The following is a 12,058-nucleotide window of genomic DNA, read 5'->3' as shown; positions in this document are numbered from 1 at the left end:
TCCTTAGGGAGTTGTACAGGAGTCAAATATGAAGCGAGAACAATGGGGATCCCGTGCGGGATTCATCTTAGCAGCAGTCGGTTCAGCCATCGGCTTGGGTAACATCTGGCGTTTCCCTTACATGGCCTATGAGAATGGCGGCGGTGCCTTCTTTATTCCTTATCTTTTCGCCATGATCACCGCAGGTATTCCATTCATGATCCTTGAGTTCAGTATGGGTCAAAAATACCGCGGTTCTGCACCAAAAACATTGGCAAAAATCCACGCGAAATTTGAATGGCTTGGTTGGTTCCAAGTTGGCGTTGCTGCCGTCATCGCCGTTTACTATGTTGCGGTTATTGGTTGGGCAATTTCTTACTTTGGGATGTCGTTCACTCAAAGTTGGGGTTCCGATACCAACGCCTTCTTCTTTAGTGAATACCTAAAACTTGGTGATAACTCTCCAACTGATTTAGGCAGCATTCAATGGAAGATCGCCGTATCTATGCTGATTGCTTGGGCAATTACCTATACTGCGATTGTGAGCGGTGTTAAATCAGGTATTGAACGCGCATCTAAGATCATGATGCCTATATTGTTCATTATGGTGATCTTCTTGATCGGTCGCATGATTTTCCTTCCTGGTGCGCTAGACGGTGTGAACTACATGTTCGAGCCAGACTTCAGCAAAATCTGGGACGTAAAAGTGTGGGCAGCGGCTTACGGCCAGATCTTCTTCACACTAAGTATTGGCTTTGCCATCATGCTGGCTTACTCAAGCTACCTGCCAGAGAAATCAGACATCACCAATAACGCCTTCATGACGGTATTGATCAACTGTGGCTTCTCTATCCTTGCCGGTATCATGATTTTCTCGGTATTGGGTTACATGGCCCAAGAACAAGGCAAACCGCTTACTGAGGTAGTCTCTGCGGGTGTAGGCTTGGCATTTGTGACGTTACCTGCGGCAATTAACCTACTACCAGCGCCATACATCCTTGGTCCTCTGTTCTTCTTTGCTTTAGTTGTTGCAGGCTTAAGCTCGCACATCTCAATCATGGAAGCGGTAACCTCAGCAGTTATCGACAAATTAAAATGGAGCCGTAAGAAAGCTGCAAACGTAGTAATCGGTATTGGATTTGTTGTCTCGATGGCATTCGCGACCAACGGCGGATTGCTTCTGCTGGACCTTGTCGACCACTTCGCAAACAACGTTGGTATTATGGTTGGTGGCCTAGTAGAAATCGTTCTGATGGCTTGGTTGTTGAAGCAAGTGCCTGAAGTTCGTAACTACGTAAACGAGCGCTCTGACTTCTCTGTTGGTCAATGGTTCGAAATCTGTTTACGCTTTGTAACACCAATCATGTTAGCAATTATCTTGGCAACCAAGCTGTACGCACTTCTCACCGAAGGTTACGGTGGCTACGACCTAACGCTGGGTTGGGTAATGATTGCCGCACTGTTTGTGTTTGGCGTATTGATTAACGTAGCGAGCAAGGAGAAAGCGTAATGACTACAAGTGCAATCATCATGATGGTTATCGGACTTGGCATCACTTGGGGTGGTGCTGCGGTATGCATCAAACGAGCAATGAATAAACAGCAGTAAAGCTAACTGCCAGCGAAATTAAGGCTCACAAAACAAAATGCCGGCTCAGTGCCGGCATTTTTGTATCTGTTAGAAATTGTACTTGATACCAAGCGCCCCACCGATTTGCAGATCAGGCCCTTTGTAGAAGTCCACTTCAGGATGGATTTGCGCGTACAGATCCCAGCCTTTTGATAGATCCCAATTTAAACCTAGTGGGACACGAACACCGAATTCATCATCCCACTCGTACCAGCCACCAACACCGACATACCAAGTTAATGGCATGCTTTGATCAAATGTACCGCGCTTCGCTATGTAATCAAACGCCATACCATCGTTACCAATAATACCGCGGTACTTGTCATCAATTTCAACGACAACGCTGAGCTCTTGATCGACCGCCATACCAACAGAAAAATTCTTCGCTCCATCCGCCGCCATTACGGCACTCGGCAGCATTGTTGCCGCCAATAAAATTCGCTTTTTCACAGCCTTCCCCCACTTAAAAAAACAGCGTGCATAATTCAAACATGTTGTCATTTTGTTGTGTCAGTAATGAGTAAGAATGACGTACGAAAAAAGCCACAAACGTAAGGGTGAGCGTGAGATCACGGCTAAAACACCAAAAGTAAGTGCTAGTGAAAAAAAGATTAGAGATTAGAGATTAGAGATTAGAGATTAGAGATTAGAGAAGAATAAATACTGGAGAGGTATGAAGGGAAAGATACAGAAAGCAAAAAGGAGGCCGAAGCCCCCTTTTTCTTATGAATGACTGAGATTAGCCGTGGTTACGAATCCACTCATCCATTTCAGTTTTCAGGTTGTCAGACTTAGTACCGAAGATAGCCTGAACACCACCTGCTACAACTACAACACCAGCAGCGCCTAGTTGTTTTAGTTTGTCTTGGTCAACTGCAGCTGTGTCAGCTACTGCTACACGTAGACGAGTGATACATGCGTCTAGACCAGTGATGTTTGCTTTGCCGCCGAATGCTGCAACAAGCTCACCTGCCATGTCAGAACCAGAAGTTGCAACAGCTTCTTCAGATTCGTCTTCACGACCTGGAGTTTTAAGGTCAAGAGCAGTGATTACTGTGCGGAATACTACGTAGTAGATTACTGCGTAAACTAGACCAACAGCTACCATCAGACCCATCTTCTGAGCGTGGCCAGATAGAACTAGGAAGTCGATCAGACCGTGTGAGAATGATGTACCGTGTACGAAGCCTAGAGTGTTAGCAACAACGTATGCAGAACCAGCTAGTAAAGCGTGGATACCGTATAGTACCGGAGCAACGAATAGGAATGAGAATTCGATTGGCTCAGTAATACCTGTTAGGAATGAAGTCAGAGCAGCTGACGCCATGATACCCATTACTTTCGCGCGGTTTTCTGGTTTAGCACAGTGAGCAATAGCGATTGCTGCAGCTGGTAGACCGAACATCTTGAACATGTAACCACCCGCTAGCTGACCGAAGCCATTACCAGCAGCGCGAGAAGCATCATCTGCAACTAGGTAACAAGTTAGTACGCCGTTTTGAGTTTCACCAGCAGCGTTCACACAAGTACCTGCTTCGAAGAAGAATGGCACGTTCCATACGTGGTGTAGACCGAATGGGATTAGAGAACGCTCAACTACGCCATAGATACCGAACGCAAGTTGTGGGTTTTGGTGCGCAGCCCAGTCAGAGAATGCAGAGATTGCACCGCCGATTGGTGGCCATACGATAGATAGTACAACACCTAGGATGATCGCAGCGAAACCAGTGATGATTGGCACAGCACGCTTACCAGCGAAGAAGCCAAGGTACTCTGGAAGTTGGATTTTGAAGAAACGGTTGAATGCCCAAGCAGCAACACCACCGACAAGGATACCACCTAGTACACCTGTATCGATTTTCTCAACGCCCATGATGCCAGCCATAACGCCAAGCGTTGCTGTCATGATGCCGTAACCAACGATTGCAGCAAGACCTGCTACACCGTCGTTGTTTGTGAAGCCAAGTGCTACACCAACAGCAAATAGAAGTGCCATTTGGCCGAATACTGAACCACCAGCTTGTTCCATTAGGTTAGAAACAACCTCTGGAATGAAGCTTAGGTGGGCAGCACCAACACCTAGTAGGATACCTGCGACTGGCAACACTGATACTGGTAGCATCAGAGCTTTACCAACTTTTTGCAGGTTTGCAAAAAGGTTCTTAAACATGTTTATGCTCCTGATAAATTATAAGTATTATTTGGGCACTAACGGCACACCCCCGTAGCCTAAATGTTAGCACCCAATGAAAATGTAACCACACGTTGCATTATATTTTCCGGCTCTAAATATATATTGATGGCCCTCAAACTTTCCACACAGTTACGAAATTTAGTTTCAAAACAAGCCGCAGATCACACCCAAAAACAGTAGATGAAAAGGTTTGCATTAAACTTATATTACTGTTTTATAACGACTTTATTATCAACATAATTAATTTTAAGGCGTAAATAAAATAAAGACCGATGTTATTTTTAGTAACAAAATTACATTTAAGAGATTTGATTGGGGTTAAATCAACAAATTTAGTAAACATTAAACTAAATGATCTTTTTGGCGTATTTCTAAACAAAAAAAGGGCAATAGCCCCTTTTTTAAACCGTGTATTGATTTTTCATCGCAAAAAAAGATTTCGGAAGTTTTCGGTTGTTTTTTGCCCTACTTCAGCAATGGAGCATCCTTTTAGCTGTGCAATATAGGCTGCAACTTCGACAACATAGGCTGGTTGGTTCTCTTTTCCACGATGTGGAACGGGCGCTAAATATGGAGAATCCGTCTCAATAAGCAGCCTTTCTAAAGGCAAAGCTTTCACGACTTCTTTCAATTCTGTCGCCTGACGGAAGGTTACAATGCCCGAAATTGAGATGTAGAACCCTAAATCTAATGCAGCTTCTGCAAATGGTAGATCTTCGGTAAAGCAGTGGATCACACCACCACATTTTTCAGCGCCACCATTGCGTAGAATTTCTAATGTATCTTCACGAGCGTTACGGGTATGAATGATAAGCGGCTTGTTAAACTCCACCGCTAAATCTACCTGCTGTTCAAAACGCTCTTTTTGCAGCGCTGCAGTCTCTGGTTTGTAGTGATAATCCAGACCTGTTTCACCAATCGCTACCACTTTTTCGTGCGAAGCGTGTTGGCGTAAGGTCTCCATAGAGAACGCGCTCTCCACATCAAGCGGATGCACACCACAAGACGCATAAACGTTGTCGTATGGCGTAATCATTTCCAACATTTTTGGAAATGAATCTAACGTAACGCCTACCGACAGTAGCTCTTTTACGTTCGCTTGTTTTGCTTTGTTAATAACGTCTTCAACATTGATGTGAAGATCATCGTAATTCAGTTTGTCTAGATGACAGTGCGAATCTACGAACATAATGCCTCTCGTGATTCAATTAACCAATTCATTGATAGTAGTTCAAGGTTCAAGCCAGGAAAGCGTTGAATTTGCCCTTTTAGCTCAAGCAGCTTCTTCGACGCCAGGTATAAACCGTCATAACTGTGTGTTGGGAACAGAGTTGCGCCCGGAAGTTGAGCCGCTTCCGCCACCCCAAATTGGGCTTTCTGAGCGTCCGTTAATAGATACCAAGCCCAGTCGAATGCTTTGTCTGGGTTCTTTGCCATTAACGATGCACACTGGAATACATCTGATACCGGCGAAGATAGCGTCTCAATAAAACAACGCTCAAACGCTTGGTACTCATCAAGCTCACCACTTTTCACCGCTTCTAGGGTATTAATTGGCGACCCTAAATTCAGTTTAAGCGCATAAGTTGGTACTTGTGATGCTCCCTGCTCGCTCATCCAATTCATCGCCTGCTCTGTTGATGGTGGTGTCACCACCCATTGTTGGCAACGACTCTGGATAGTTGGCAGCAATCGCTCTTGGTTATGCGTCACGAGCAAGAACAAGCATTTCTGTCCCGGCTCTTCGAGTGTTTTCAACAACGCATTGGACGCAGACTCATTCATCGCATCGGCTGGCTCTATGATGAACACGCGATAACCGTTTAGTTGTGAAGACTCGTGCGCAAGCCGATTACATGCTCGAATCTGGTCAACGGTGATCGACTTTCCTTCTTTCTCTGGCTTAATCCAGTGTAAATCAGGATGGCTATGAGATTGAGTCAACTGGCAACTATGGCAGAAGCCACACGCTTCACTGGTGTAATTTTGACACAGCAACGAGTGACTAAAGAGCTCAACCAGCTTCTCTACCGCTAATCCCTTTTCACTTTGCAGCAGCAGTGCGCCCGGAATTCGTTCTGAATCCAAGCTTGTTTTGAGGTTATCCCAAACGGGTAGTAACCATGGAAAGTCATTTAACATGAGCGACCTCAATCCACATTCTGCTTACAGTGACGCTAGCCATTCGTTTAGCGCAGCTTTGATGTCTTGTGCAACCTCTTCAATCGACTGCTCAGCGTTGATCACCACGATGGAATCATCGGCATTAGCCAACACTAAGTAACGCTCACGCGTACGTTCAAAGAAGCTGATGTCCATTTTTTCAATACGATCTAGTTCGCCACGTCCACGAGCACGTTCAAGTCCAACTCGAGGATCGATATCCATGTACAATGTGAATGCAGGCTTAAACTCACCTAGAGTCGTATCGCGCAGGTTCTTCATCAGTGATGCGTCGATTTGGCGGCCACCACCTTGGTAAGCTTGAGAAGACAAATCATGACGGTCGCCAACTACCCATTGATCGTTTGCTAGCGCTGGCTTAATCACGTTCTCAACTAACTGAACTCGTGCTGCATAAAGCAAAAGCAATTCAGTCATGTCTTTTAGATCTTCGCCTTCGTGCTCTTCTTTTACTAGTGCACGCATTTTCTCTGCTAGCGGCGTACCGCCTGGTTCACGAGTATTAACGATATCTTGGATACCTGCAGCTTTCAGCGTATCTAAAACGGTTTTAATCGCAGTGCTTTTACCCGCGCCCTCTAGGCCCTCAACGACAATAAAGTTTGCTTTCATCATTTGTTCTTTCTTAGTTCTCTTAAATAGGCACGTACAGCACGGTTGTGCTCAGCAAGGGATTTCGAAAACACATGTCCACCCTTTCCACTTGCTACAAAATATAGGTAATTACTGTTCTCAGGGTTGAGAGCAGCTTCAATAGATGCTTCACCGGCCATAGCGATTGGCGTTGGTGGTAACCCATTAATGGTGTATGTGTTGTATGGCGTTGGTGTACGCAAATCTTTCTTACGGATATTGCCATCGTACGCATCCCCCATACCGTAGATAACGGTTGGGTCAGTTTGCAAACGCATACGTTTGTTGAGGCGGTTAACAAATACCGACGCAACACGTTCGCGCTCGGCATCAATCGCCGTCTCTTTCTCAATAATAGAAGCCAAGATCAGCGCTTCGTATTTATCTTTCAGTGGTAACTTCTCCTGACGCGCTTCCCATTGTTCATCAAGAATCTTGTTTAGCTTGCTGTGTGCACGCTCTAAGATCTGACTTTCACTTGCGCCAGCAGTGTAGTGGTAAGTCTCCGCAAGGAATAAACCTTCAAGCTTCTCACGCTCAATACCCAGCTTTTCTGCCATTTCTTTTTCAGACAAGCCAGTTAAGTCATGTTTTACATGAGGTGCAGCCCTTAACTGTTCAACCCACTCAGAGAAACGGCTGCCTTCGACAAAAGTAATCGCAAATTGATGCTCTTTGCCGGTATTGAGCTGTTCTAACGTTTGATAAAGCGAAACTTTTGGCTCAAGTTGGTAAGTGCCTGCTCGCACCTGAAGAAGCTCTGGGTAAAGGTGGGGCATTAAACGAATGTAATCAGAAGCTTCTATGATGTCGTCTTTTACAAGATCACGCATCACTCGGTGAAAGCTGGTGCCATTTTCTACGGTAAACAGCTGAGGCTGCTCTATAAGAATTGGCGAGTTAACATATTGCTTAGTCTGTGAAACAACGTAAAAAACACCTGCTGCACCAATAACGGCAATCAGTACAACAAAAGCAAACAGTTTTTTAATCACGAATTTAGATTCCCTTGAAGTCGTCGAGTCAATTTTCCTATTGGAAAGTCAATCTTGTTATCTGGTGTCGAAATACCGCTGACCGGTGCCACACCTAATAGTGAGTTACACATCAACACCTCGTCTGCATTAAGCAAATCAGAGAGTTCGAATGTTGCTACCTGCACTGGGTAGCCATTGGTTTGGAGAAATTCCAATACCTTACGGCGCATTACGCCAGCCACACCAGACAAACTCAAATCGGGTGTGTATACCTTTTTATCTTTAACCCAAAAAAGGTTTGCCATTGTAGTTTCAATGACATGATTTTGCACATTTAACGTCACAGCATCAGCAAATTCAGAATCATCAATTTCTGCCTTTGCGAGTACCTGCTCTATTCGGTTATTGTGCTTGTGACCAGCCAGAAGTGGTTGAATACCAAGACGGGTTTCACAAACCCCTAACGGCACGCCATTTTCTTGCCATGAAGAGTAATGAGAAGGAAACGCAAAATTTGAAATAGTCACGACTGCCCCTTCAATACCGCTAGGACTATACCCTCGCCCTCCAGTACCGCGACTAATATGAATTTTGATTCCAGCAAGCTCGTCATTCAAAACCGCTTTCATTGCCCAATCGAACACTTGGCTCCAATCAGGAAAAGGGATGTGTAATGTTTTTAGGCACGCTTCCATTCGCTCAACATGCGCTTGCCAATGCTCTAATTCACCCTTCTTAGTTTTAATAGTGGTGAAACAGCCATCGCCATATTGAAACGAGCGGTCTCCAAGCGAAATGTGTGTTTGTGGCAGTCCATTGACCCAGAACATTCAGATACCTTTACTTTCCGATCGACATATAAAACAAAACGGCTCAATGCTAAGCATCGAGCCGTCAGAATACAAGTATCGCTTCTCTAAAACAGTGTTAGAGATTTTTACTCAGCGAATTTTTTGAATACTAGCGAACCGTTTGTACCGCCGAAGCCGAACGAGTTACAGATTGCGTATTCCATATCAACTTTGCGTGCTGTATGCGGAACAAGATCGATATCTAGACCTTCTTCTGGATCATCTAGGTTGATCGTTGGTGGAACGATTTGGTCTACCAAAGAAAGAACTGTGATGATCGCTTCAACTGAGCCAGCAGCACCTAGAAGGTGACCAGTCATAGATTTAGTTGAAGATACTAATACTTGCTTAGAGCCTTCTTCACCAAGAGCACGTTTAACACCCTTGATCTCAGCCACATCACCAGCAGGTGTCGATGTACCGTGAGCGTTCACGTAACCAACTTGAGTACCAGTGATGTTTGCGTCACGCATTGCCGCTTCCATTGCTAGAGCGCCACCTGAACCATCTTCACTTGGAGAAGTCATGTGGTAAGCGTCACCAGACATACCAAAGCCAACTAGCTCTGCGTAGATCTTAGCGCCACGTGCTTTTGCGTGCTCGTACTCTTCAAGAACCATAATGCCCGCACCGTCACCAAGAACAAAGCCATCACGGCCCTTATCCCATGGACGAGAAGCTTTTTGAGGCTCATCATTACGAGTTGAAAGTGCTTTTGCTGCACCGAAACCAGCCATACCTAGTGGTGTAGATGCTTTCTCTGAACCACCAGCAACCATCGCCTCAGCATCACCGTATGCAATCATACGCGCTGCGTGGCCGATGTTGTGTAGACCTGTAGTACATGCCGTAGAGATCGCGATGTTTGGACCACGAAGACCACGCATGATAGATAGGTTACCTGCAACCATGTTTACGATGGTCGAAGGAACAAAAAATGGGCTAACTTTGCGAGGACCTTTTTCAACAAGCGCTGTATGGCCTGTTTCGATTAGGTCTAGACCGCCGATGCCTGAGCCGATTGCTACACCAACTCGAGCTGCGTTTTCTTCGGTAATTTCTAAGCCAGAGTCATCCAGTGCTTGGATACCCGCTGCAATGCCGTACTGGATGAATAAATCCATTTTACGAGCATCTTTCTTAGACATGTACTCTGTGCAATCAAAATCTTTCACAAGACCAGCAAAACGAGTCGAGAAGTTCGTTGCATCGAAATGTTCGATGTTCACGATACCGCTTTGACCTTCTAGCAGGGCTTTCCAAGATGATTCTACTGTGTTGCCTACCGGTGACAACATACCCATGCCTGTGACAACTACACGACGCTTGGACACGATATAATTCTCCGGGAATTGAATGTTTCTATGAGAGGATAGAAGAAGTTAGAAAGAACACAGGCGGTCTAGGAGACCGCCTGGGAGAGATAATTACTGAGCGCTGTTTACGTAGTCGATTGCAGCTTGAACAGTAGTGATTTTCTCAGCTTCTTCGTCAGGAATCTCAGTGTCGAATTCCTCTTCTAGAGCCATTACTAGCTCTACAGTGTCTAGAGAATCAGCACCTAGATCGTCAACGAATGAAGCTTCGTTTTTAACTTCTGCTTCGTCTACACCTAGCTGTTCAACAATGATTTTCTTTACGCGTTCTTCGATGTTGCTCATTTTTCTTTTCCTTTACAGATTTCGCCTAATGCGATGATTCCGTAGTTTATTCGAACTATTGAAAGTTGCAAGGGGGTCCTTGCTGGTCAAACCACAAAATTAGCGAATTTAACCGAATTTCAATACATTTTTGACTTAAATCATGCACAAATCTTGCGCATGAGCATGACAACTTAATGACAGTTAACAGCAACTATAGGCTATTTTTCACAAAGTAAAACAGCTTATTTTGCACGAACTGTGCATTAAACCATGTACATGCCACCATTTACATGCAAAGTTTCACCAGTAATGTAAGCCGCTTCAGGTGAAGCTAGGAATACAACTGCTGATGCAATTTCACGTGGGTCACCTAGACGACCTGCTGGCACGTTCGACAACGTTGCTGCACGTTGGTCATCATTTAGCGCCTTAGTCATGTCAGTTTCGATGAAACCAGGTGCGACTGTGTTTACTGTTACGCCACGAGAAGCTACTTCACGAGCCATCGATTTAGTGAAACCGATAACGCCTGCTTTCGCTGCTGCGTAGTTAGTTTGACCAGCGTTACCCATTGTACCAACAACAGAACCAACGTTGATGATGCGACCAGCGCGTTTTTTCATCATGCCGCGTAGAACCGCTTTAGACATGCGGTAGATTGGCGTTAGGTTTGTGTTGATGATGTCGTTCCACTCGTCATCTTTCATACGCATTAGTAGGTTATCGCGCGTGATACCAGCGTTGTTTACTAGAATATCGATTGCACCAAACTCATCGTTGATGGTTTTTAAAGTAGCTTCGATAGACTCAACGTCAGTTACGTTAAGTGCTAGACCTTTACCGTTTTCACCTAGGTATTCGCTGATAGCCGCTGCGCCACCTTCTGAAGTTGCAGTACCGATTACCGTTGCACCGCGCTCAACAAGAAGTTCAGCAATCGCACGACCAATGCCACGGCTCGCGCCTGTCACTAGAGCGATCTTACCTTCTAGATTCATCATGTTGTGTTTTCCTTTTCTTATCGTGAATAAATTACTTAGCGGCTTCTAGCGACGCTACGTCGTTAACTGCTGCTGCGCTTAGTGTTTTCACGATACGTTTAGTCAGACCTGTCAATACTTTGCCAGGGCCAAGCTCAAGAAGATTTTCTACGCCTTGTTCGCTCATTAACTGCACGCTCTCAGTCCAACGAACTGGGCTATGAAGTTGACGAACAAGTGCGTCTTTGATTTTTGCAGGATCAGTTTCAGCCGCCACATCAACATTGTTGATCACAGGAAGTTGTGGTGTATTGAATTCGATAGACTCTAGCGCAACGGCTAGTTTCTCTGCTGCAGGCTTCATTAGTGCGCAGTGTGAAGGTACTGAAACAGGAAGAGGAAGCGCACGCTTAGCACCTGCTTCTTTACATAGTGCACCAGCACGTTCTACCGCGTCTTTACTACCTGCGATAACAACTTGACCAGGTGAGTTGAAGTTTACTGGAGAAACGACTTCACCTTGTGCTGCTTCTTCACAAGCTTTTGCAATTGCTTCGTCATCTAAACCGATGATCGCGTACATTGCACCAGTACCCGCAGGTACCGCTTCTTGCATCAGTTGACCACGTAGCTCAACCAGTTTGATTGCTTCTTTAAAGTCAATCACACCAGCACACACAAGCGCTGAGTACTCACCTAGGCTGTGACCCGCTAGGTTTGCTGGTTGCTCAAGACCAAGCTCTTGCCATACACGCCAGATAGCAACAGATGACGCTAGCAAAGCCGGTTGAGTACGGAAAGTTTGGTTTAGATCTTCTGCAGGTCCATTTTGAACAAGCGCCCATAGGTCGTAACCTAGTGCGTCAGATGCTTCTGCAAATGTTTGTTTTACTACGTCATATTGTTCGCCTAGATCAGCAAGCATACCGACAGCTTGTGAACCTTGACCTGGAAATACGATAGCAAACTTGCTCATGTTGTTTTCCTT

Annotated in this window: 13 protein-coding genes; 2 read left to right on the top strand and 11 right to left on the bottom strand. The window is 45.2% G+C overall.

Annotation, left to right across the window (positions count from 1 at the left end; translation table 11 throughout):
- The first annotated feature begins 28 nt into the window (after positions 1–28).
- Together H735_RS02140 and H735_RS30670 are read left to right on the top strand one after the other, a co-directional pair.
- Positions 29–1,489: a sodium-dependent transporter gene (locus H735_RS02140; protein WP_020196403.1), complete on the top strand. Its 1,461-nt coding sequence runs from the start codon at positions 29–31 to the stop codon at positions 1,487–1,489.
- Positions 1,489–1,587, top strand: coding sequence for a MetS family NSS transporter small subunit (locus H735_RS30670; protein WP_005536518.1), 99 nt, complete (start codon positions 1,489–1,491; stop codon positions 1,585–1,587). The genes H735_RS02140 and H735_RS30670 overlap by 1 nt, the downstream gene beginning before the upstream one ends.
- Positions 1,588–1,656: 69 nt before the next feature.
- Here the strand turns inward: H735_RS30670 and H735_RS02135 are convergent, their stop codons facing one another.
- From H735_RS02135 to fabD, 11 genes are all read right to left on the bottom strand, one after another.
- On the bottom strand, positions 1,657–2,058 hold the full coding sequence (locus tag H735_RS02135) for a hypothetical protein (protein ID WP_009707021.1): 402 nt from the start codon (positions 2,056–2,058) through the stop codon (positions 1,657–1,659).
- 289 nt (positions 2,059–2,347) lie between these two features.
- A complete protein-coding gene (ptsG, locus tag H735_RS02130; RefSeq protein WP_005439576.1) occupies positions 2,348–3,778 on the bottom strand; it encodes a PTS glucose transporter subunit IIBC in 1,431 nt (476 codons plus the stop codon).
- 445 nt (positions 3,779–4,223) lie between these two features.
- A complete protein-coding gene (locus tag H735_RS02125; protein WP_005439577.1) occupies positions 4,224–4,991 on the bottom strand; it encodes a TatD family hydrolase in 768 nt (255 codons plus the stop codon).
- Positions 4,982–5,944: a DNA polymerase III subunit delta' gene (locus tag H735_RS02120; RefSeq protein WP_020196400.1), complete on the bottom strand. Its 963-nt coding sequence runs from the start codon at positions 5,942–5,944 to the stop codon at positions 4,982–4,984. The genes H735_RS02125 and H735_RS02120 overlap by 10 nt, the downstream gene beginning before the upstream one ends.
- A 24-nt stretch (positions 5,945–5,968) precedes the next feature.
- The gene (gene tmk, locus H735_RS02115) at positions 5,969–6,601 is read right to left on the bottom strand and encodes a dTMP kinase (RefSeq protein ID WP_042979413.1); all 633 of its coding nucleotides are present in this window, start codon (positions 6,599–6,601) and stop codon (positions 5,969–5,971) included.
- Positions 6,598–7,614 carry an endolytic transglycosylase MltG gene (gene mltG / locus H735_RS02110; protein WP_020196398.1) on the bottom strand — a complete coding sequence of 339 codons (1,017 nt, stop codon included), beginning with the start codon at positions 7,612–7,614 and terminating at the stop codon, positions 6,598–6,600. The genes tmk and mltG overlap by 4 nt, the downstream gene beginning before the upstream one ends.
- A complete protein-coding gene (gene pabC / locus H735_RS02105; protein WP_020196397.1) occupies positions 7,611–8,426 on the bottom strand; it encodes an aminodeoxychorismate lyase in 816 nt (271 codons plus the stop codon). The genes mltG and pabC overlap by 4 nt, the downstream gene beginning before the upstream one ends.
- A gap of 107 nt (positions 8,427–8,533) precedes the next feature.
- Entirely contained in the window at positions 8,534–9,781 is a 1,248-nt protein-coding gene (gene fabF / locus H735_RS02100) for a beta-ketoacyl-ACP synthase II (protein WP_020196396.1), read from the bottom strand.
- 93 nt (positions 9,782–9,874) lie between these two features.
- Positions 9,875–10,108 carry an acyl carrier protein gene (gene acpP / locus H735_RS02095; protein ID WP_004406112.1) on the bottom strand — a complete coding sequence of 78 codons (234 nt, stop codon included), beginning with the start codon at positions 10,106–10,108 and terminating at the stop codon, positions 9,875–9,877.
- Positions 10,109–10,353: 245 nt separating this feature from the next.
- Positions 10,354–11,088 (bottom strand): 3-oxoacyl-ACP reductase FabG, encoded by a 735-nt coding sequence (gene fabG, locus H735_RS02090; protein WP_005444803.1) that lies wholly within the window; start codon positions 11,086–11,088, stop codon positions 10,354–10,356.
- Between the two features lie 34 nt (positions 11,089–11,122).
- A complete protein-coding gene (gene fabD / locus H735_RS02085) occupies positions 11,123–12,046 on the bottom strand; it encodes an ACP S-malonyltransferase (protein ID WP_009707028.1) in 924 nt (307 codons plus the stop codon).
- Between the last annotated feature and the right edge of the window lie 12 nt (positions 12,047–12,058).

This window comes from Vibrio owensii CAIM 1854 = LMG 25443, from assembly GCF_000817815.1.
GTDB classification, from domain to species: domain Bacteria; phylum Pseudomonadota; class Gammaproteobacteria; order Enterobacterales; family Vibrionaceae; genus Vibrio; species Vibrio owensii.
The sequence above is the reverse complement of the archived record's forward strand: the minus strand, read 5'-3'. Positions and strand labels throughout refer to the sequence as shown.